21 protein-coding genes and 1 tRNA gene are annotated in these 19571 nt (G+C 60.2%); 17 read left to right on the top strand and 5 right to left on the bottom strand.

Features of this window, described 5'->3' with window-relative positions; all coding sequences use genetic code 11:
• Window positions 1-33: 33 nt before the first annotated feature.
• Both C4J83_RS20105 and C4J83_RS20100 read left to right on the top strand, forming a co-directional pair.
• Window positions 34-339: a hypothetical protein gene (locus C4J83_RS20105; RefSeq protein WP_106580535.1), complete on the top strand. Its 306-nt coding sequence runs from the start codon at window positions 34-36 to the stop codon at window positions 337-339.
• Between the two features lie 143 nt (window positions 340-482).
• Window positions 483-803 (top strand): I78 family peptidase inhibitor, encoded by a 321-nt coding sequence (locus C4J83_RS20100; protein WP_106580536.1) that lies wholly within the window; start codon window positions 483-485, stop codon window positions 801-803.
• A 73-nt stretch (window positions 804-876) separates the two neighbouring features.
• Here C4J83_RS20100 and C4J83_RS20095 read toward each other — a convergent pair whose 3' ends face one another.
• Window positions 877-1089 (bottom strand): cold-shock protein, encoded by a 213-nt coding sequence (locus C4J83_RS20095; protein WP_003234260.1) that lies wholly within the window; start codon window positions 1087-1089, stop codon window positions 877-879.
• Window positions 1090-1381: 292 nt separating this feature from the next.
• Window positions 1382-1693, bottom strand: a complete 312-nt coding sequence (locus tag C4J83_RS20090; RefSeq protein ID WP_106580537.1) for a hypothetical protein — start codon at window positions 1691-1693, stop codon at window positions 1382-1384.
• A gap of 369 nt (window positions 1694-2062) precedes the next feature.
• Here C4J83_RS20090 and thrS point away from each other — a divergent pair, with 369 nt between their 5' ends.
• The 9 genes from thrS (at window position 2063) to C4J83_RS20045 (ending at window position 9519) form a co-directional block, all read left to right on the top strand.
• Window positions 2063-3985 (top strand): threonine--tRNA ligase, encoded by a 1923-nt coding sequence (thrS, locus tag C4J83_RS20085; RefSeq protein ID WP_124418024.1) that lies wholly within the window; start codon window positions 2063-2065, stop codon window positions 3983-3985.
• Window positions 3985-4536, top strand: coding sequence for a translation initiation factor IF-3 (infC, locus tag C4J83_RS20080; protein WP_015884933.1), 552 nt, complete (start codon window positions 3985-3987; stop codon window positions 4534-4536). The genes thrS and infC overlap by 1 nt, the downstream gene beginning before the upstream one ends.
• A gap of 60 nt (window positions 4537-4596) precedes the next feature.
• Complete coding sequence (gene rpmI / locus C4J83_RS20075) at window positions 4597-4791, top strand: 50S ribosomal protein L35 (protein ID WP_002553160.1); 195 nt, start codon at window positions 4597-4599, stop codon at window positions 4789-4791.
• A gap of 30 nt (window positions 4792-4821) precedes the next feature.
• Window positions 4822-5178: a 50S ribosomal protein L20 gene (rplT, locus tag C4J83_RS20070; protein ID WP_053257052.1), complete on the top strand. Its 357-nt coding sequence runs from the start codon at window positions 4822-4824 to the stop codon at window positions 5176-5178.
• A gap of 109 nt (window positions 5179-5287) precedes the next feature.
• Window positions 5288-6304 (top strand): phenylalanine--tRNA ligase subunit alpha, encoded by a 1017-nt coding sequence (gene pheS, locus C4J83_RS20065; protein WP_003192486.1) that lies wholly within the window; start codon window positions 5288-5290, stop codon window positions 6302-6304.
• A 26-nt stretch (window positions 6305-6330) separates the two neighbouring features.
• Complete coding sequence (pheT, locus tag C4J83_RS20060; protein ID WP_124418023.1) at window positions 6331-8709, top strand: phenylalanine--tRNA ligase subunit beta; 2379 nt, start codon at window positions 6331-6333, stop codon at window positions 8707-8709.
• A gap of 3 nt (window positions 8710-8712) precedes the next feature.
• Window positions 8713-9015, top strand: a complete 303-nt coding sequence (ihfA, locus tag C4J83_RS20055; protein ID WP_002553164.1) for an integration host factor subunit alpha — start codon at window positions 8713-8715, stop codon at window positions 9013-9015.
• A complete protein-coding gene (locus tag C4J83_RS20050) occupies window positions 8996-9352 on the top strand; it encodes a MerR family transcriptional regulator (RefSeq protein ID WP_003174972.1) in 357 nt (118 codons plus the stop codon). The genes ihfA and C4J83_RS20050 overlap by 20 nt, the downstream gene beginning before the upstream one ends.
• 90 nt (window positions 9353-9442) lie before the next feature.
• Window positions 9443-9519 (top strand) — tRNA-Pro (locus C4J83_RS20045).
• 79 nt (window positions 9520-9598) lie between these two features.
• Here C4J83_RS20045 and C4J83_RS20040 read toward each other — a convergent pair.
• Window positions 9599-10225, bottom strand: coding sequence for a CatB-related O-acetyltransferase (locus C4J83_RS20040; RefSeq protein ID WP_106580540.1), 627 nt, complete (start codon window positions 10223-10225; stop codon window positions 9599-9601).
• Between the two features lie 179 nt (window positions 10226-10404).
• Between C4J83_RS20040 and C4J83_RS20035 the strand changes: the two genes are divergently transcribed.
• The 6 genes from C4J83_RS20035 to fecE all read left to right on the top strand — a co-directional run bounded on the left by C4J83_RS20035 (window position 10405) and on the right by fecE (window position 17040).
• Entirely contained in the window at window positions 10405-10548 is a 144-nt protein-coding gene (locus tag C4J83_RS20035; RefSeq protein ID WP_177413711.1) for a hypothetical protein, read from the top strand.
• A 96-nt stretch (window positions 10549-10644) separates the two neighbouring features.
• Window positions 10645-13050 carry a TonB-dependent receptor gene (locus tag C4J83_RS20030; protein ID WP_124418022.1) on the top strand — a complete coding sequence of 802 codons (2406 nt, stop codon included), beginning with the start codon at window positions 10645-10647 and terminating at the stop codon, window positions 13048-13050.
• A gap of 322 nt (window positions 13051-13372) precedes the next feature.
• Window positions 13373-14287 carry a Fe(3+) dicitrate ABC transporter substrate-binding protein FecB gene (locus tag C4J83_RS20025; RefSeq protein ID WP_372239334.1) on the top strand — a complete coding sequence of 305 codons (915 nt, stop codon included), beginning with the start codon at window positions 13373-13375 and terminating at the stop codon, window positions 14285-14287.
• A 2-nt stretch (window positions 14288-14289) separates the two neighbouring features.
• Complete coding sequence (gene fecC / locus C4J83_RS20020; protein WP_106580543.1) at window positions 14290-15279, top strand: iron-dicitrate ABC transporter permease FecC; 990 nt, start codon at window positions 14290-14292, stop codon at window positions 15277-15279.
• Window positions 15276-16244 (top strand): FecCD family ABC transporter permease, encoded by a 969-nt coding sequence (locus C4J83_RS20015; RefSeq protein ID WP_106580544.1) that lies wholly within the window; start codon window positions 15276-15278, stop codon window positions 16242-16244. The genes fecC and C4J83_RS20015 overlap by 4 nt, the downstream gene beginning before the upstream one ends.
• Before the next feature lie 4 nt (window positions 16245-16248).
• A complete protein-coding gene (fecE, locus tag C4J83_RS20010) occupies window positions 16249-17040 on the top strand; it encodes a Fe(3+) dicitrate ABC transporter ATP-binding protein FecE (protein WP_124418020.1) in 792 nt (263 codons plus the stop codon).
• 270 nt (window positions 17041-17310) lie between these two features.
• Here the strand turns inward: fecE and C4J83_RS20005 are convergent, their stop codons facing one another.
• Both C4J83_RS20005 and C4J83_RS20000 read right to left on the bottom strand, forming a co-directional pair.
• On the bottom strand, window positions 17311-18243 hold the full coding sequence (locus tag C4J83_RS20005) for a sulfonate ABC transporter substrate-binding protein (protein WP_124418019.1): 933 nt from the start codon (window positions 18241-18243) through the stop codon (window positions 17311-17313).
• A complete protein-coding gene (locus C4J83_RS20000; RefSeq protein ID WP_124418018.1) occupies window positions 18240-19571 on the bottom strand; it encodes an LLM class flavin-dependent oxidoreductase in 1332 nt (443 codons plus the stop codon). Before C4J83_RS20000 ends, C4J83_RS20005 begins: the two co-directional genes overlap by 4 nt.

Below are 19571 nucleotides of genomic sequence, written 5' to 3'. Positions count from 1 at the left end.
CTGTGCCTCTGTTTAATTGCCGGGGAACGCCAGGTGCAGATCGATTTGAACAACCCCGAGAACCTGACGCTGGAAGCTGTTCGTCAGTTGCTGGCCAGCGCCAGCGATGACGAGCATACCCAGTTGCGTGTGACCAAGGCCGGGATTGCCTACATTTCGTCAGGCGTGGTGGGCGGCACTGATATAGCCGGCTTGCTGTTTCGCCTTGAGACCTGGGCCAAAGGCTCCGGTTATGTCGGTAACGTGGCGGCCAGTGATGAAGTCTGGGTCATGCAGATATTCAACGCGCTCAAGCAGAATTGGCCGAACCCGCCGTTCGACTACATCGACATCTACTGAATACATTCATATCTGGTGACGATTGACCGAGCGAATGCTCGGCCTGAGTCAGGCAGACTTGCCCGCGGGCGATTCACGTCTTGAAACCAATCCCCCGGATCGCTGTCGCACGATCTCTGTCCATTTTTATCATAGGAGGCTTCATGCCTTGGAAGCTCGCATCATTCGGTACTTTGTTGGCAGCATTCGCGTTGGCGGGTTGCAGCACCCCGGGTACCTCTGAGCCAGCCAAAGACGCCGCCGTGGCCGATGCCGGTCATAGCCGCTGTGAGGCTAAGGCCGCCGAGTTCGCGATCGGCCAGAAAGCCTCGCCCCAATTGCTGGAACAGGCGCGTACACGTGCCGGTGCGCAGAACGCACGTATCCTCAAGCCTAATGACATGATCACCCTGGAATACCGTTCCGACCGCCTGAACCTGAACACCGATGACAATCTGGTGATCACGCGAGTCAACTGCGGCTAAGAACTTCGCGGCTTTTGTAGCGCCCATAAAAAACCCCGTCACATGGACGGGGTTTTTTTAGCTCAGCGGAGAATTACTCGCCGCGAACCTGTGCAGCTTGCATACCCTTTTGGCCTTTCTCAGCCACGAAGGAAACGGTTTGGCCTTCTTTCAGGCTTTTGAAACCGTCGCTTTCGATAGCTTTGAAGTGTACGAACAGGTCGTCACCGCCACCTTGAGGAGTGATGAAGCCGAAGCCTTTTTCATCGTTGAACCATTTAACGGTGCCGGTTTGGCGATTAGACATGGTGTATCTCCAAGAAACATATATTTTCAGTAGTGCTGTGCTGCTCAGGCCAACTGGGCACACTTGGCTATCATAGTCGAAATGTTCGACTTGGGAGCCCCCCCAAGGCATTGTTTGCTAATGAATAGCGTTGCATTTACTGCCTGGGCTGGCTGAAAGCCCCGTTCTACGGGGCTTTGGTGCGAAATATCAGCTGTTAAAAAAAGCCGTAAAAGCTGCGTAATTTGTGCGAAATGGCAATTTTCGGGCTGTTTTTTCAGCGCGACGGCCGTCTGATCAGTGATCGTTCTGATTATTTCTTCACGACTTTGCAGGACGAAATAGCCGCGACAGCTTTGTTCTTAAGCGCCGGATCTGCGTTCTGGTTGGTCATGAGCTCCTTGATCTCAGCCGTGCTCAATTCGGCGTTGATCTTGTCAGCGCCACATTCGCAATGGTCTTTGGCAGTTTTGGCGTCCACGCTTTGCTGGGCTGCCGAACTGCAATCTTTGATGAAGTTGTCGCGAGCGCCGGTTGGCCAGTTCGATGGGGCGGCTGCCTGGGCGCCAAGCGACAGGAAGGCCAGGGAAGCAGCGAGAGCGAGGGTCGAGGTGAAACGCATCATGTGGATGCTCCTTTGGGTCGAGGACGAACAGCGATTCTCGGTGTGTTTGAGGCATGGCGTACAGCTCAAGTTCACTTTTGCACCTATAAAGCCTGGAATTTGTCTTTTCAGAAAGTCGGCGCCAGCGCTATGACCGTTCATCTGTGCTAGCATCCTCGGCCTGGCTATTTACAGGCGTGCCAAATTGCCGCCTTGCCATGTTCTTTTTAGCTCACTCCAGTCACTCTGGTTCGATTATCGGTTGGCCGAAAGGCTCCTGCCGCTGTAAGGCAGGCGTTCATCATTGAACGGCCTGGTGTTGGATCTTGTACTGGCTCATCCCAACCCACGTGACCTTTGGTAGGGGTCACCACTAGGAGAGGAGGCGCCATGCCAACTATTACTCTTCCCGACGGCAGTCAACGTTCATTCGATCATTCGGTATCTGTAGCCGAAGTCGCCGCGTCCATCGGTGCAGGCCTGGCCAAGGCCACCGTAGCCGGCAAAGTCGACGGCAAGCTGGTTGACGCCAGCGACCTGATCACCAGCGACGCCAGCCTGCAAATCATCACGCCCAAGGATCAAGAGGGGCTGGAGATCATTCGCCACTCTTGCGCGCACCTGATTGGCCATGCGGTCAAACAGCTGTACCCCACCGCAAAAATGGTGATCGGTCCGGTCATCGATGAAGGCTTCTATTACGATATCGCCTACGAGCGTCCCTTCACGCCGGACGACCTGGCCGCTATCGAGACGCGCATGCATGCGCTGATCGAAAAAGACTACGACGTAATCAAGAAGGTCACGCCGCGCGCCGAAGTGATCGATGTGTTCACCGCGCGTGGTGAAGACTACAAGCTGCGTCTGGTGGAAGACATGCCGGACGAGCAGGCGATGGGCCTGTACTACCACGAAGAATACGTCGACATGTGCCGTGGCCCGCACGTGCCGAATACGCGCTTCCTCAAGTCGTTCAAGCTGACCAAGCTGTCCGGCGCCTACTGGCGCGGCGACGCGAAGAACGAGCAACTGCAGCGCATCTACGGCACTGCCTGGGCTGACAAAAAGCAGCTGGCGGCCTACATCCAGCGCATTGAAGAAGCCGAAAAACGTGACCATCGCAAGATCGGCAAGCGCCTGAACCTGTTCCACCTCCAGGAAGAAGCGCCTGGGATGGTGTTCTGGCACCCGAACGGCTGGACCCTGTATCAAGTGCTTGAGCAGTACATGCGCAAGGTTCAGCGCGAAAACGGCTACCTGGAGATCAAGACTCCGCAGGTCGTTGACCGCAGCCTGTGGGAAAAGTCCGGGCACTGGGCCAACTACGCCGACAACATGTTCACCACTCAGTCGGAAAACCGCGACTACGCCATCAAGCCGATGAACTGCCCATGCCACGTGCAGGTGTTCAACCAGGGCTTGAAGAGCTACCGCGAGTTGCCGATGCGTCTGGCCGAGTTTGGTGCCTGCCACCGTAACGAGCCGTCGGGTGCACTGCACGGCATTATGCGCGTGCGCGGTTTCACTCAGGACGACGCCCACATCTTCTGCACCGAAGAGCAGATGCAGGCTGAATCCGCCGCGTTCATCAAGCTGACCATGGACGTTTATCGCGATTTCGGCTTCACCGAAGTCGAAATGAAGTTGTCCACTCGTCCGGAAAAACGCGTCGGCTCCGACGAGCTGTGGGATCGCGCCGAAGCTGCACTGGCCGCCGCCCTAGACAGCGCGGGCCTTGCGTACGATCTGCAGCCGGGTGAGGGCGCCTTCTACGGTCCGAAAATCGAGTTCTCGCTGAAAGATTGTCTTGGTCGTGTCTGGCAATGTGGTACTTTGCAGCTCGATTTTAACCTGCCGATCCGTTTGGGAGCCGAATACGTCTCCGAAGACAACAGCCGCAAACACCCGGTTATGTTGCACCGAGCGATCCTTGGCTCGTTCGAACGGTTTGTCGGAATCCTGATCGAGCACTACGAGGGTGCGTTCCCTGCGTGGCTGGCTCCGACTCAGGCGGTGATCATGAATATCACTGATAAACAGGCAGATTTTGCAGCTGAAGTTGAAAAAACTCTCAACGAAAGCGGATTTCGTGCCAAGTCCGACTTGAGAAATGAAAAGATCGGCTTTAAAATCCGCGAGCATACTTTGCTCAAGGTTCCCTATCTTTTGGTTATCGGAGATCGGGAAGTCGAGATGCAGACTGTCGCTGTGCGTACTCGTGAAGGTGCTGACCTGGGCTCGATGCCCGTCGCCCAGTTCGCTGAGTTCCTCGCGCAAGCGGTTTCCCGGCGTGGTCGCCCAGATTCGGAGTAATTATTATTAAGCGTGAAATGAGACAAGATAAACGAGCTGCACCGAAAGCCCCGATCAACGAGAATATCTCGGCACGCGAGGTTCGGTTAATTGGCGCTGACGGCGAGCAGATTGGCATCGTCTCGATTGATGAAGCGCTTCGTATTGCTGAAGAGTCCAAATTGGACCTGGTGGAAATCTCCGCCGATGCAATCCCACCCGTTTGCCGGGTGATGGACTACGGCAAGTCGATCTTCGAGAAGAAGAAGCAGGTTGCCGCAGCGAAGAAGAACCAGAAGCAGATTCAAGTAAAAGAAATCAAGTTTCGTCCAGGGACGGAGGAAGGGGATTACCAGGTAAAACTGCGCAACCTGGTACGTTTCCTGAGTGATGGGGACAGGGCCAAGGTATCCTTGCGATTCCGCGGCCGTGAGATGGCCCACCAGGAGCTGGGGATGGAACTCCTCAAGCGGGTTGAAGCTGACCTGCTGGAGTACGGTTCCGTCGAGCAGCATCCTAAGATGGAAGGACGCCAGCTGATTATGGTCATCGCCCCGAAAAAGAAGAAGTAATCAACAGGGCACGGCAGGCCTTCTGATTATGTTTATCAACTGAATGCGGAGTATCCGAACATGCCAAAGATGAAGACTAAAAGTGGTGCTGCTAAGCGGTTTCTGAAAACTGCTAACGGTATCAAGCACAAGCACGCTTTCAAGAGCCACATCCTGACCAAAATGTCGACCAAGCGTAAGCGTCAACTGCGCGGTAGCAGCTTGCTGCATCCGTCTGACGTGGCAAAAGTCGAGCGCATGCTGCGCCTTCGTTAATTTTTGGATCAAGACTAGAGGAAGTAACTCATGGCTCGTGTAAAGCGTGGCGTCATTGCCCGTAAACGTCACAAAAAAATTCTGAAACTCGCTAAAGGCTACTACGGCGCACGCTCGCGCGTATTCCGTGTTGCCAAGCAAGCGGTAATCAAGGCAGGCCAATACGCCTACCGTGACCGTCGTCAGAAAAAACGTCAGTTCCGCGCTCTGTGGATCGCTCGTATCAATGCTGGTGCTCGTGTTAACGGTCTGTCCTACAGCCGTTTCATCGCTGGCCTGAAAAAAGCGTCCATCGAAATCGACCGTAAGGTTCTGGCTGAACTGGCCGTGAACGATAAAGCGGTGTTTGCTGCGATTGTCGAGAAAGCTAAAGCCACCTTGGCTTAAGTACCCCCGACAGTCACCTTGGGCTACTCCTGTAGCCCACGGTGGTAAACGTCATAAATAGGGGAAGAGCCTTCAAGCTCTTCCCCTATTTTGTATCTGGAGTCTGTACATGGAAAACCTGGACGCGCTCGTCGCTCAAGCCCTTGAGGCTGTGCAAAGCGCTGAAGATGTAAATGCCCTGGAGCAAATCCGGGTTCACTACCTTGGCAAGAAAGGTGAATTGACTCAGGTGATGAAGACCCTGGGGAATTTGCCGGCTGAAGAGCGTCCGCAAGTCGGTGCGCTGATCAACGTTGCCAAGGAGCGTGTCACAGAGGTTCTCAATGCGCGCAAGGCGTCGCTCGAGGAGGCCGATCTTGCGGCCAAACTCGCCGCCGAGTCCATTGACGTGACCCTGCCTGGCCGTGGTCAGGCCTCGGGCGGTCTGCACCCGATCACCCGAACTCTGGAACGTATCGAGCAGTTCTTTACCCACATCGGCTACGGCATTGCCGAAGGCCCTGAGGTCGAAGACGACTATCACAACTTCGAGGCGCTCAACATCCCAGGCCATCACCCGGCCCGGTCGATGCACGACACCTTCTATTTCAACGCAAACATGCTGTTGCGCACCCATACCTCGCCGGTACAGGTCCGCACCATGGAAGCGAACAAGCCGCCGATCCGCATCGTCTGCCCAGGCCGTGTGTACCGTAGCGACTCGGATATCACCCACTCGCCGATGTTCCACCAGGTCGAAGGCCTGCTGGTTGATCGCGACATCAATTTTGCCGACCTCAAAGGCACCATCGAAGAATTCCTGCGGGTGTTCTTCGAGAAAGAGCTGGCGGTGCGTTTCCGTCCTTCGTTCTTCCCGTTCACCGAGCCGTCCGCTGAAGTCGACATGGAATGCGTGATGTGCAGCGGCAAAGGCTGCCGCGTCTGCAAGCAGACCGGCTGGCTGGAAGTGATGGGCTGCGGCATGGTTCACCCTAACGTGCTGCGCATGTCCGGGATCGACCCGGAAGAGTTCTCGGGCTTTGCCTTCGGCATGGGCGTTGAGCGTCTGGCCATGCTGCGTTACGGCGTGAACGACTTGCGTCTGTTCTTCGACAACGACTTGCGGTTCCTCGCGCAATTTCGCTAGTCGTAACGAATCTTTAGGAGAGCAGGATGAAATTCAGTGAACAATGGCTGCGTGGCTGGGTAAGCCCGCAGGTAGATCGCGACGAGCTGGTTGCTCGTCTGTCGATGGCCGGTCTTGAGGTCGACAGCGTCACGCCGGCCGCCGGTGTTTTCAGCGGCGTGGTCGTAGGCGAGGTGCTGAGCACCGAGCAGCACCCTGATGCTGATAAATTGCGCGTGTGTCAAGTCAGCAATGGCACCGAAACCTTCCAGGTCGTATGCGGAGCGCCAAACGTGCGCCCGGGCCTGAAGATTCCGTTTGCCATGATCGGCGCCGAACTGCCAGGCGACTTCAAGATCAAGAAAGCCAAGCTGCGTGGCGTTGAATCCAACGGCATGCTGTGCTCCCAGGCTGAACTGCAAGTGGGCGAAGGCAACGACGGCCTGATGGAACTGCCGGCCGACGCGCCAGTGGGCCAGGACATCCGCGTTTACCTGGAGCTCGAAGACGCCAGCATCGAGGTCGACCTGACCCCGAACCGCGGCGATTGCCTGTCCCTGGCCGGTTTGGCACGTGAAGTGGGTGCGTTGTATAACGCTCCGGTTACTCGTCCGGTAGTTGCCGCCGTGCCGGCTGTGCATGATGAAGTGCGCCCGATCGAGGTCCTGGCTCCCAACGCTTGCCCGCGTTACCTGGGCCGTGTCATCCGCAACGTCGACCTGTCCAAGCCAACCCCGCTGTGGATGGTTGAGCGCTTGCGCCGCGCCGACGTACGCAGTATTGACGCTGCCGTCGACATCACCAACTACGTGATGTTGGAGCTGGGCCAACCGCTGCACGCGTTCGATCTCGCCGAAATCAATGGCGGCATCCGCGTACGCATGGCCGAAGAAGGCGAGAAGCTCGTCTTGCTCGACGGCCAGGAAGTCAGCCTGCGCGCCGATACCCTGGTCATCGCCGACCATTCCCGGGCCCTGGCGATTGCCGGCGTGATGGGTGGCGAGCACAGCGGTGTGTCCGCGACCACTCGCGATATTTTCCTCGAAAGCGCGTTCTTTGATCAGATCGCCATCGCTGGCAAGGCCCGTTCCTACGGCTTGCACACCGATGCCTCGCACCGCTATGAGCGTGGCGTGGACTGGAAGCTGGCCCGTGAAGCCATGGAGCGCGCCACTGGCCTGCTGCTGGAAATCACCGGCGGCGAAGCTGGCCCGATCACCGAAACCGTGAACGAGCAGCACCTGCCGTCCGTTGCTCCGATCACCCTGCGCGCCAAGAGCGTTGAGCAAATGCTCGGCCTGGTGATTGAGCCGGCTCAAATCGAGCAGCTGCTGTCGGCTCTCGGCCTGAGCATTACCGCGGGCGGGGAAGGGCAGTGGCACGTTGAAGTGCCAAGCCATCGCTTCGATATCAGCCTGGAAGTTGACCTGATCGAAGAACTGGCCCGGCTGTATGGCTACAACCGCCTGCCGGTTCGCTACCCGCAAGCACGCCTGGCGCCGCAGCCTAAAGCTGAGGCCCGTGCGCACTTGCCGGAGTTGCGTCGCCTGCTGGTCGCCCGTGGCTACCAGGAGGCGGTGACCTACAGCTTCATCGATCCTAAACAGTTCGAGTTGTTCAACCCTGGCGTCGAGCCACTGCTGTTGGCCAACCCGATCTCGAACGACATGGCGGCCATGCGTTCGTCGTTGTGGCCGGGCTTGGTAAAGGCACTGTCCCACAACCTGAACCGTCAGCAAGACCGCGTGCGCATGTTCGAAAGCGGCCTGCGTTTTGTCGGCCAACTCGACGGCCTGAAACAAGAGCCGATGCTGGCTGGCGTGGTGTGCGGCAGCCGCCTGCCTGAGGGCTGGGCCCAAGGCCGCGACGCCGTGGACTTCTTCGACGTCAAGGCTGACGTGGAAGCAGTATTGGGCTTTGCTGGCGCGCTCGACGATTTCACGTTCGTGCCGGGCAGCCACCCAGCGTTGCATCCGGGCCAGACTGCGCGTATCGAACGCGAAGGGCGCCTGGTGGGCTACGTAGGTGCCATCCACCCGGAGTTGTCGAAAACCCTCGGTCTGGACCGTCCGGTATTCGTTTTTGAGCTAGTCTTGGCGGAAGTCGCGTCGGGCAAGATGCCTAAATTCAGCGAGTTGTCGCGCTTCCCTGAAGTGCGTCGTGACCTGGCCCTGATCGCCGATCGCGAAGTCGCCGCCACTGCCGTTCTGGATGTAATCCGTGAAAATGCAGGGGAATGGCTGACAGACCTCAGGCTATTTGACGTCTATCAGGGTAAAGGCATTGATCCGCATAGAAAAAGCCTTGCAGTTGGCTTGACCTGGCAGCATCCATCGCGCACTCTTAATGACGATGAGGTGAATACCACGACACAAAATATCCTCACCTCGCTCGAACAAAGGTTGAACGCCACGTTAAGGAAGTGACGTATGGGGGCTTTGACGAAAGCTGAGATGGCGGAACGTCTGTACGAAGAGCTGGGTCTGAACAAACGCGAAGCCAAGGAATTGGTCGAGCTGTTTTTTGAAGAAATCAGGCACGCTCTGGAAGACAACGAACAGGTCAAATTGTCCGGTTTCGGCAATTTTGACCTGCGGGACAAACGCCAGCGGCCTGGCCGCAATCCAAAAACGGGAGAAGAAATCCCGATCACGGCTCGCCGTGTGGTCACCTTTCGTCCAGGGCAGAAGTTGAAGGCCCGAGTTGAGGCTTATGCTGGAACCAAGTCATAACGACGAGCTACCCGTCATCCCAGGCAAACGCTACTTCACCATTGGTGAAGTCAGCGAGCTTTGTGCGGTCAAGCCGCACGTGCTGCGCTATTGGGAGCAGGAGTTTCCTCAACTCAACCCCGTCAAACGCACCGGGAACCGTCGGTATTATCAGCGCCAGGATGTGCTGATGATCCGACAGATCCGTGCGTTGCTGTACGACCAGGGGTTCACCATCAGTGGCGCGCGTCAGCGCATGTCCGGTGATGAAGCCAAAGACGACACCACCCAATACAAGCAACTGATCCGCCAGATGATCTCCGAACTCGAAGATGTGCTGGTGGTTTTGAAGAAATAACGTCGGCTTTTAAAATACTTCCACATTTCAAAAGCTTGCGGTATATTCCGGATCGCTTCGTAACGAAGCGAACCCAGTAACACGCCTAGTCGGGGCGTAGCGCAGTCCGGTAGCGCACTAGCATGGGGTGCTAGGGGTCGAGTGTTCGAATCACTCCGTCCCGACCATATTCTTGATCAAGCCCAACCTGAAAAGGTTGGGCTTTTTCATGCGCGCCAGTTTTGCATGGCTGCCTGTCGGCATGCGTCAGGCGCCGGTGGCGCGCTGCTTGAGGTAATCCACAAACGGGTCGATATCCGTGCTGCAGAGCAAATGAGCGATCGCGCGCACCTCGGTTTCCGGCCATTCCCACCAGGCGGACTGTTCGAGGATCTGGCGGGTGGGCTCATCGAAGCGCCAGCGGATATGTTTGGCGGGGTTGCCGCCCACGATGGCGTAAGGGGCAACGTCCTTGGTCACAATCGAGCCCGCCGCGACGACCGCGCCATTGCCGATGGTGACGCCGGACAGAATCTTCGCGTGCGAGCTGATCCAGCAATCATTGCCAATGATCACGTCGCCCTTGCTGCCACCAAAATCAGTGATGTGCGCGAGGCTTTTAACCTTGGCCGGGAAGGGATAGCAGCTGAGCCAATCAGTGCGATGGTGGCCGCCGAGATACACTTCGACGTTGCCGGCAATGGACGTGTAAGCGCCTACGCGCAAGGTCGTACCTTCATGCCAGTCGTGAACCTTCAGGTCACCGTAGGTGCCGATGCCAAAGCTGTAGTCGGGGTAACGGTTGCGCAGTTTTTGCGTCGAACGCTCCAGGGGGGAGAGCGCGCGTAATGCCTTGCGCGCTTGGTGTTCGCGCCATTTACGCAATAGTTTCATGCGTCGAGCCTTCTTGCAGAGGTTGAAATCAGGCCGCCATCCTGAGCAATGGGTGGCTTCTATGCAAGACGAAAATACCCAGGGTATTTGCCGGGATAACCCTGACACGTAAGCGCTTAACCGCCAGGCACCGCCAACAGCGACAGTCCCATCTCTGCGCCACCGGCGACGTGGATGTCGTGCTGATACTGAATGTCGCCAGCCTGCAGAAATACCAGGCGCTGGCCCGCCGGATCTTCGCCGAGCACCCCAACCTGAAGTGGTTCAAGGCTCTGATGACGCTGGACCGGGTCAAGCTGGGGCCGGAGGTACCGGTCAGTTGAGCGCTTTACTGCCTGAAAAAAATGGCCGAAGCCTGTCCCTTTTTTTCACCTCGCCTGTCATTCATGGCAAGTGAATCAAATCGAGAGCTTCCGCCAATGCCCGCCGTCCCACCTTTGCGCCTGCGCCCGTTATTGAACTTGAGCTTGATGCTGAGCCTCAGTGCCAGCCCATTATTCGTCCCGATCAGCTATGCCGAAGACAGCAGTGCTCGGCGCAGCTACCAGGTGCCGGCCGGCAGCCTGAGCGCAGCCTTGACCCGTTTTGCCGGGCTGTCGGGGGTCAATCTGTCGGTAGATCCTGCGTTGGTCAGCGGTCGCAGCAGCAGCGGCCTGGCCGGCGAATATGGCGTGGAGGAGGGCTTTGCTTACTTGTTGCAAGGCTCCGGCCTGCAGTTGCAACCGATGGGTGAGCAGGCATACAGGCTGGTGCCGGCGCCCGACGGCAGCAGCCTGCAATTGGCGCCGACTTCAATCATCGGCAGCACCGGGCAGGAGGGCGGCGATACCTACGCCGGCGGCCAAGTGGCGCGTCGTGGCTCGCAGGGCTTGCTCGGTTCGCGGGACTTCATGGAAACGCCGTTCAGCATGACCACCTACACCGAGGAAGCGGTGAAGAACCAGCAGGCCCGCACCCTCGGCGACCTGATCGCCAGCGACCCTTCAGTGCGCGCCACCAACCCGGCCGGTGGACGCTATGAGCAGTTCACCATTCGCGGATTCAGTCTGTTCAACAGTGATGTGGCCTACAACGGCCTGTACGGCGTGTTGCCGACGTACACCATCGACATGGAAATGGCCGAGCGCGTCGATATCCTCAAGGGCCCGAGCCAGTTGATCAACGGCATCTCACCGCGCGGCAGCGTCGGCGGCGGAATCAACGTGGTGCCCAAGCGCGCCACCGACAAAGACATCAATTCGTTCACCGGCACCTGGGCCTCCGACAGCCAGGCCGGCGGCGCGGTGGACGTGGGCCGGCGCTTTGGTGAGGACAACAAATTCGGCATCCGTTTCAACGGCGTGAAGCAGTCCGGCGACACCGAATGGGACCACCAGAGCGTCGACCGTGAGATGGCCGTTCTGGGCCTGGATTTTCGTGGTGAACGCCTGCGCCTTTCTACCGACATCGGTCACACCGAGCGTGACACCGATGCCCCGCAGGAGCGTGTGCAGATCGGCCCCAATGCCCGCGTGCCGAGTGCCAGCGATGTGCGCCGCAACTACGCGCAACCCTGGAGCAAGGCCAGCACCGATGACACGTTCGGTACCGTCAACGGCGAGTTCGACCTCACTGATAGCGTGATGCTCTACGGCGGTGTCGGCGCGCGTAAAAGTAATCACGATTTCCTGCGCCACGCCGTGTCCGTCACCAACAATGCCGGGGATTTCAGCGTGCAGCCGCGTGATTTTACCCGCGACGAAAACGTGCGCACCGCCACGGCGGGCATGCGCAGCTGGTTCCACACCGGCCCCGTCAGCCATGAGCTCAACCTGGCTGCCAGCTACTTCTATATGGACTTTGAAAACGGCGGGGCGCGCTACGCGGCGGCGCCAAGTGACCTCTATGATCCGGTGCAAACCCCGACCCCCTCGCGGCCGACGCGCTTTGATTCCAAGGTCTACACAGAGAATAAGTTCAGCGGTGTCGCGCTGTCCGACACCCTGGGTTTCTTCGACGACCGATTGCTGCTGACCCTTGGCGCGCGCTGGCAGCGGGTGAAGGTGGACGACTGGACCGACAACGTCAAAGGTGACACCGCCTATGACGAGGAAAAAATCTCGCCGTCGGGTGGCATCCTCTTCAAGGCCACCGACACGTTGTCGCTGTATGCCAACTACATGGAAGGCCTGAGCCAAGGCAAAATCGCACCTTCTACCTCGATCAACGAAGACGAAATCTTCCCGCCGTTCATCAGCCGGCAGGTCGAAGTCGGTGCCAAATACGACGCGGGCGCCTTTGCTGTTACCGCCGCCGTATTCCGCATCAAGCAGCCAGCCTATGAAACCAACGCGACCACGCGGGTGTTCGGCCCCAACGGCAAACGCCAGAACGACGGGGTGGAGCTGAGTGTGTTTGGCGAGCCGCTCAAGGGCTTTCGTCTGCTCGGTGGCGTGATGTACATCGACAGCGAGCTGACCCATACCACCAATGGCACTTACGACGGCAACCGCGCACCGGCCACGCCCAAGTACAACGTGAACCTGGGGGCGGAATGGGATGTGCCGACGCTCGAGGGTTTGACCCTGACCAGCCGGGGCATTTATTCCAGCTCGCAGTACCTGGATCAGTCCAATGTGAAAGAAATTGACGCCTGGAACCGTATCGACGTCGGTGCGCGTTATGCCTTTAAGGTGGATGACAAACACATCACCTTGCGCGCCAATATCGAAAACGTCGCCGATAAACGCTACTGGAGCTCGGCCGGGGCCTCGGATGACAGCGAACCGGGATTGACCCTGTCGACGCCGCGCACGTACTTGCTCTCGGCCACCGTCGACTTCTAACTGCGCAACTTGAAGCCAAGCGGGCTTGATGTGGCGAGCGGGCTTGCCCCGCGTTGGGCTGCGAAGCGGCCCCAAAACCTGACAATGCGTTCTGACTGAAAAAACTGCGGTGACTGTATAGGGGCTGCTGCGCAGCCCAACGCGGAGCAAGCCCGCTCGCCACAGCCGCCCAACTGCCCACAGGATGTGTACAGCGCCTGTAAATGAAAAAGCGTTAATAAGAATGTTTTTTGATTGCATCGCCCTGATATGGAATAGTACCCGCCGTTTTCCCCAGCCTGTCCAGCCGGGGTGTTCCAACGCCGAGGTCCCTGTCATGCGAATGTTGCGCTCCATCCCGACCCTTGCCGCCTGCCTCCTGGCGTTCTCATCCAGTGTGTTAAGCGCCGCGCCCATCGACCTCAATGATGGCCAGCACGCAGTGCACTTGCCGGATGCGCCCAAGCGCGTGGTGGTGCTGGAGTTTTCCTTTCTCGACAGCCTCGCCGCCGTTGACGTTACGCCCGTAGGCGCTGCCGATGATGGCGACGCCAACCGAGTGTTGCCGCGCGTGCGCCAGGCCATCGGCCAATGGACATCCGTGGGCCTGCGCTCGCAGCCGAGCATCGAGGAAATCGCCCGGCTCAAGCCGGACCTGATCGTCGCCGATCTCAATCGTCACCAGGCGCTGTACAGCGACCTGTCGAGCATCGCGCCAACCTTGCTGTTGCCTTCGCGCGGTGAGGATTACGAGGGCAGCCTCAAATCCGCCGAGCTGATCGGCAAGGCCCTGGGCAAAAGCCCGCAGATGGCGGCGCGTATCGCGCAGAACCGCGAGCATTTGCAGGCAATTGCCAAGCAGATACCCACCGGTGCCAGCGTGCTGTTTGGCGTCGCCCGGGAAGACAGCTTTTCCGTGCACGGCCCGGACTCCTACGCCGGCAGCGTGCTGCAGGCCATCGGCCTGAAAGTCCCGTCGGTGCGCGCCAAAGCAGCTCCTACCGAGTTTGTCAGCCTGGAGCAATTGCTCGCGCTGGATCCGGGCTGGTTGCTGGTCGGCCACTACCGCCGCCCAAGCATCGTCGACACCTGGAGCAAGCAGCCGCTGTGGCAAGTGCTCGGTGCGGTGCGTAACCACCATGTGGCCGAAGTCGACGGCGACAGCTGGGCGCGCAATCGCGGTGTGTTGGCCTCGGAGCAAATCGCCGAAGACGCCCTGGCAATTCTCAAAGGCGGCAAAGCCGTACTGAGCCAATAAGCATGGGCCGAAGTCTCGCGGCAGCGAGTATCGTGCTGCTGGGCGCTTTAGTGTTCTGGCTCTCTTTGTACAGCTGGTCACCGTTCACCATCACGGCGGCGGATGCCTGGAATGGCTTGGTTCACCAGGGCAGCGTGGGCGGCAATATGGCCTATATCGTCGCCCAGTTGCGGGTGCCGCGAGCGGTATGCGCGGCATTGGTCGGGGCCTGCCTGGGCCTGGCCGGTGCGCTCATGCAGGGCATTACCCGCAACCGTCTGGCATCGCCGTCGCTGTTTGGCGTAACGGCGGGTGCGGCGCTCGGGTTGGCATTGTTCTCGACCGGCTTGGTCGCGCCACCCTTTGCCGGCGGCGCATTGTTGATGACCTGCGTGGGCGGCGCCTTGGCCTGGGTCACCGTATTCAGTCTGGGCGGTGCGTGGTCGCCAACCACTGCCCAAGGTCGGCTGGTATTGGCCGGCGTGGCCGTGGCGGCGCTGTGCGCAGCATTGACCCGGCTCACGGTGATTCTGGTCGAGGCTCAGGCACAGAGCGTGCTGAACTGGCTGGCCGGTTCCCTGGCCAACGTCGGCGCGGCACAGGTGCAATTACTCTGGCCTTGCACCTTGATCGGCGGCCTGTGGGCGCTGTGGTGCGCGCCGCGCCTGAACCTGATCAACCTGGGCGAAGACGCTGCACGCTCGCTGGGCGTGGGCATCGCCAGCCTGCGTCTGCAGGTATTTTTCGCCAGCCTGTTGCTGGTGGGGGCCAGCGTCTGCGCCGTCGGCCCCATCGGTTTTGTCGGGCTGATCGCGCCGAATATCATTCGGCAATTTCTCGGCAATGACTACCGCTGGCTGATCCCGCTGAGTGCGGCCCTGGGCGCGGTGATCGTACTCGGCGCCGACCTGCTCAGCCGCGCCGTGGCCTTTCCGGTGGAGACCCCGGCGGGTGTGGTGACCGCGCTGATCGGTGCGCCGTTCTTCCTCTTTCTTGCCAGGCGCGCGCTATGAGCCAACCCCGATTGCGCCTATGGCTGCTGCTCGGCATGTTGCTGGTGGCGACCGGTGTCAGCCTCAGTGCCGGCACGGTGTGGCTCACGCCGGAAACGGTGCTGGACCGCCTGTTGGCCCACAACGCCCTCGACTTCGAAGTGTGGAACCATCGCCTGCCACGCAGCCTGATCGCCATCCTCGCCGGCTGCGCGTTCGGCCTGGCCGGGGCGATCGTCCAGGGTGTGATTCGCAACCCGCTGGCCTCGCCGGAAATCCTCGGCGTCACTCAGGGCGCCGGGCTGGCACTCACGGTGGCGATCATCGGCTGGCCGCACATGCCGATTGCCTGGCTGCCTCTGGTGGCCTGCCTCGGCGGTGCCGGCGGCGCCTTGCTGCTCGCGCTGTACAACACCGGCGTGAGTTTTTCCGGGGTGCGTTTCGCGCTGTCGGGCGTGGCGATTGCGGTCACGTTGTCCAGCGTGACCGAGTTTCTGATCCTCTCCCATCCGCTGGATATCAACACCGCCTTGCTCGCATTGACCGGCAGTTTGTGGAGCCGCAACTGGCACCACGTGGCGCTGGTGCTGCCGTTTCTGCTGCTGATTCCGTTGGGCCTGTGCCTGGCCAAACCGCTGAACCTGATCGCCCTGGGTGACGAAGCCGCCCACAGCCTGGGCACCGCACTGACCCGCACGCGTTGGCTGGCGATGGCGTGCGCGGTGGTCCTGACCAGCCTGGGCGTGGGGGTGATCGGGCCGATTGGGTTTATCGGCCTGGTCGCGCCGCACATGGCGCGGCGGCTGGTCGGCGGGCATCACCTGTATGTGCTGCCGGCGGCGATGCTGATCGGCGCGCTGTTGCTGGTGCTGGCCGACACCCTCGGGCGCACACTGATCGCGCCCAGCGAAATCCCCGCAGGGGTTCTGACGGCGGTGATCGGCGCGCCGTACTTTCTTTGGTTGCTGGCACGGTTCAAGGGCTGATGACATGAGCATTTTAAAAGCACATCAACTCGACATCGGCTACGGTGCCACGCGCATCGTGCAGGGGTTGTCGTTCGCGCCGCCACCGGGGCGTGTCACTGCGTTGATCGGGCCCAATGGCTGCGGCAAGTCCACCTTGCTCAAGGCCTTCGCGCGCATCCTCAAGCCAACCCAGGGCGAGTTGACGTTGGGGGATAACGCCTACGCCAGCCTGTCCGCCCGCCAACTGGCACAACAAATCGCATTTTTGCCCCAGGTGCTGCCGGTGCCGGAGGGCGTCAGCGTGCGCCAACTGATCGCTTACGGCCGCAGCCCGCACAACTCGCTGTGGGGGCGCCTGAGCGGCAACGACCAGGCCCACGTGACACAAGCCATGCAGCGCCTGGAACTCGACGCCCTGGCCGACCGCGCCCTGGCGGACTTGTCCGGAGGCCAGCGCCAACGCGCGTGGCTGGCCATGGTGCTGGCGCAGAACGCACCGGTGGTGCTGCTCGACGAACCCACCACCTACCTCGACATCAGTCACCAGGTCGAACTGCTCGACCTGATGGGCGAACTGGCCGCCGAAGGCAAGACCGTGATCACCGTGCTCCACGACATCAACCAGGCCTGCCGCTATGCCGACCACCTGGCGGTGATGCGCGGCGGCAAACTGGTCGCGCACGGCGCGCCCGCCGAAGTCATCAGCGCCGAACTGATGCGTCAAGTATTCGATGTGCAGGTGCAGATCATGCGCGAGCCGGTGGCCGGCACACCGATGTGCCTCGTGGAAAAAAGCACCCGAAATCAAGCCTGACGCCATTCAAAGTGTGAGAGTTGGCGTGCCTGCGAAAGCGGTGGGTTTGTGCTAACTAAACTGGCTGATCCACCGCTATCGCAGGCAAGCCAGCTCCCACAGGTTGACCGTGTTTAGCCTGCTACTGACCGCCGTGCCCGGATGACTTGATGTGACATGCAGTCAAAAACTGTGGGAGCGGGCTTGCTCGCGAATGCGGTGGGTCAGTCACCTGATGTGTTGGCTGACACGCGCTGTTCGCGAGCAATCCCGCTCCCGCACGGCTGGGCCTCAGTTGGCTTGAGCGCTCCACACGGCTTTCTTCACTTCAATGGCCTTGGGCAACAAACGGTTCTGATAAAACAGATCCGCCGTCGCCTGCTGTGCCTGCACAATCGTCTCGTCAATCGGCAGGATCGGCGAAGGCGGGCGGTTATCCATATAGCGGGCAATCACCTCGGCAGGCAGGCCCATAAAGGCGGTCAGCACCTTCAAGCTGTCTTCACGCTGGCTGCGGGTGAGCGCTTCAGCGGCACTGAGTTCACCCAGCAGCGCATGGATAAACGCGCCGTTCGCCTGCGCATACTCACGCCGCGCGGTGTACATCGGCCCCGACAAACCCAGGCCCTCGCCGTTGGCCAGCACATGGGTCGGGCTCTGGCTCAACGCCAATGACGAATAGGGTTCCCAGATCGCCCAGGCGTCCACGCTGCCTTGCTCGAACGCCGCGCGCGCGTCGGCCGGGGGCAAGTACACCGGTTGAATATCCTGATAGCGCAGGCCGGCTTTATTCAAGGCGCGCAGGATCAGGTTGTGGGCGCTGGAGCCCTTCTGGAACGCCACTTTCTTGCCCTTGAGGTCGGCAACCGAGTGCAGCGGGCTGTCGTTGCGCACCAGGATTGTTTCGGCGGTTGGCTTGGGCGGTTCGGCGCCGATGTAGACCAGGTCGGCACCGGCCGCTTGTGCGAACAGCGGCGGGATATCGCCGGTAGAGCCTACATCCAGTGCGCCCACGTTCAGCGCTTCGAGCATCTGAGGGCCGGCGGGGAATTCGACCCATTTCACCGCGGTGTGCGCAAAGCGTTTTTCCAGCAAACCATGTTCCTTGGCGAGTACCAGGGCGATAGAGCCTTTCTGATAGCCGATGCGCAGGGTGGCGGGGTCGGCCGCCAGCGCGGTGTGGGTGACGGCCAGCAGAGTCAGCAACAGCAAAGGGATTTTCATGCCTGAGCCGCCTTGAAACGATTCGCCGGGCGCACTAAACCGAGGTGTTCCCTGAGTGTGCTGCCGGTGTATTCGGTCCGGAACAGGCCGCGCCGCTGCAGCTCGGGCACCACCCATTGGGCAAAATCCTCAAGCCCTCCCGGCAAATGCGGCACCAGGATATTGAAACCATCGGCCGCACCGTTTTCGAACCAGCGTTGCAGCTCATCGGCAACCTGCAGCGGCGTGCCGATCAGGCTGTAATGCCCGCGACCACCGGCAATCCGCCGGCCCAGTTGTGCCAGCGTCAGTTGCTCCTGGCTCGCCAGGTCACTGAGCAATTGCTGGCGGCTGCGTTGCCCACTGCCGGTCAATGGCAGCGACGGCAACGGCCCGTCCAACGGGTATTTGGACAGGTCGAAATTACCCAGCATCCGCCCCAGCAAGGCCACGCCCACCTCGGGCTCGACCAACGCCTGGAACGCCTCGAATTTCGCCTGTGCCTCAGCCTCGGTTGGCCCCACCACCACAAACACGCCGGGCATGATTTTCAGCGCGTCGGCCTCACGCCCATAGCCGCCCAGGCGGCCTTTGAGGTCGGCATAAAACGCCTGCGCATTAGCCAGCGAAGTTTGCGCGGTGAACACCACCTCGGCGGTCTGCGCGGCCAGCTCCCGGCCGGCTTCGGAAGAACCCGCCTGCACGACCACCGGCTGGCCTTGCGGCGAGCGGGCCACGTTCAACGGACCCTTGACCCGAAAATGCTCGCCGACGTGGTCCAGCACATGCAATTTCGCCGGGTCGTAGTAGTGGCCGCTGGCCTTGTTGCGCACAAAAGCATCGTCTTCCCAGCTGTCCCACAGCCCGGTCACCACCTGATGAAATTCCCGCGCCCGGCTGTAACGCTCGCGATGGCCCAGGTGTTCGTCGCGGCCAAAATTCTGCGCCTCGGCGGCATTGTCCGAGGTCACCAGGTTCCAGCCCGCGCGCCCGCCGGACAGGTGGTCCAGCGAGGCGAATTTGCGGGCCACGTGGTAGGGCTCGTTGTAGCTGGTGGTCGCCGTGGCGATCAGGCCGATATGCGCCGTTACCGCACTCAACGCCGAGAGCAATGTCAGCGGCTCGAAGTGATCCGAACGCGCCATCTGGCTGGCGATGTCACCCGTGGCGGCGGCAATGCTGTCGGCCACAAACAGCGCGTCGAACTTGGCCGCCTCGGCGATCTGCGCCAGGCGTTTGTACTGGGCGAAATCCAGCCCGGCGTTGGCCGGCACGTCCGGGTGGCGCCAGGCGGCGACGTGGTGCCCGGTGGCCATGAGAAAGGCGCCGAGTTTCAATTGACGGCTCAT

Origin of the sequence: Pseudomonas sp. LBUM920 (assembly GCF_003852315.1) — a bacterium.
GTDB lineage: Bacteria > Pseudomonadota > Gammaproteobacteria > Pseudomonadales > Pseudomonadaceae > Aquipseudomonas.
The sequence above is the reverse complement of the archived record's forward strand: the minus strand, read 5'-3'. Positions and strand labels throughout refer to the sequence as shown.

What these genes read in the sequence shown, in the direction of transcription:
- C4J83_RS20040 (WP_106580540.1), bottom strand. Translation starts at nt 10,225, where the DNA reads ATGAAACTATTGCGTAAATGGCGCGAACACCAAGCGCGCAAGGCATTA.
- fecE (WP_124418020.1), top strand. Translation starts at nt 16,249, where the DNA reads ATGAGCATTTTAAAAGCACATCAACTCGACATCGGCTACGGTGCCACG.
- ihfA (WP_002553164.1), top strand. Translation starts at nt 8,713, where the DNA reads ATGGGGGCTTTGACGAAAGCTGAGATGGCGGAACGTCTGTACGAAGAG.
- C4J83_RS20030 (WP_124418022.1), top strand. Translation starts at nt 10,645, where the DNA reads ATGCCCGCCGTCCCACCTTTGCGCCTGCGCCCGTTATTGAACTTGAGC.
- C4J83_RS20100 (WP_106580536.1), top strand. Translation starts at nt 483, where the DNA reads ATGCCTTGGAAGCTCGCATCATTCGGTACTTTGTTGGCAGCATTCGCG.
- C4J83_RS20095 (WP_003234260.1), bottom strand. Translation starts at nt 1,089, where the DNA reads ATGTCTAATCGCCAAACCGGCACCGTTAAATGGTTCAACGATGAAAAA.
- C4J83_RS20000 (WP_124418018.1), bottom strand. Translation starts at nt 19,571, where the DNA reads ATGAGCCGTCAATTGAAACTCGGCGCCTTTCTCATGGCCACCGGGCAC.
- C4J83_RS20025 (WP_372239334.1), top strand. Translation starts at nt 13,373, where the DNA reads ATGTTGCGCTCCATCCCGACCCTTGCCGCCTGCCTCCTGGCGTTCTCA.
- C4J83_RS20005 (WP_124418019.1), bottom strand. Translation starts at nt 18,243, where the DNA reads ATGAAAATCCCTTTGCTGTTGCTGACTCTGCTGGCCGTCACCCACACC.
- C4J83_RS20050 (WP_003174972.1), top strand. Translation starts at nt 8,996, where the DNA reads ATGCTGGAACCAAGTCATAACGACGAGCTACCCGTCATCCCAGGCAAA.
- C4J83_RS20090 (WP_106580537.1), bottom strand. Translation starts at nt 1,693, where the DNA reads ATGATGCGTTTCACCTCGACCCTCGCTCTCGCTGCTTCCCTGGCCTTC.
- thrS (WP_124418024.1), top strand. Translation starts at nt 2,063, where the DNA reads ATGCCAACTATTACTCTTCCCGACGGCAGTCAACGTTCATTCGATCAT.
- pheS (WP_003192486.1), top strand. Translation starts at nt 5,288, where the DNA reads ATGGAAAACCTGGACGCGCTCGTCGCTCAAGCCCTTGAGGCTGTGCAA.
- C4J83_RS20015 (WP_106580544.1), top strand. Translation starts at nt 15,276, where the DNA reads ATGAGCCAACCCCGATTGCGCCTATGGCTGCTGCTCGGCATGTTGCTG.
- pheT (WP_124418023.1), top strand. Translation starts at nt 6,331, where the DNA reads ATGAAATTCAGTGAACAATGGCTGCGTGGCTGGGTAAGCCCGCAGGTA.
- fecC (WP_106580543.1), top strand. Translation starts at nt 14,290, where the DNA reads ATGGGCCGAAGTCTCGCGGCAGCGAGTATCGTGCTGCTGGGCGCTTTA.
- rplT (WP_053257052.1), top strand. Translation starts at nt 4,822, where the DNA reads ATGGCTCGTGTAAAGCGTGGCGTCATTGCCCGTAAACGTCACAAAAAA.
- rpmI (WP_002553160.1), top strand. Translation starts at nt 4,597, where the DNA reads ATGCCAAAGATGAAGACTAAAAGTGGTGCTGCTAAGCGGTTTCTGAAA.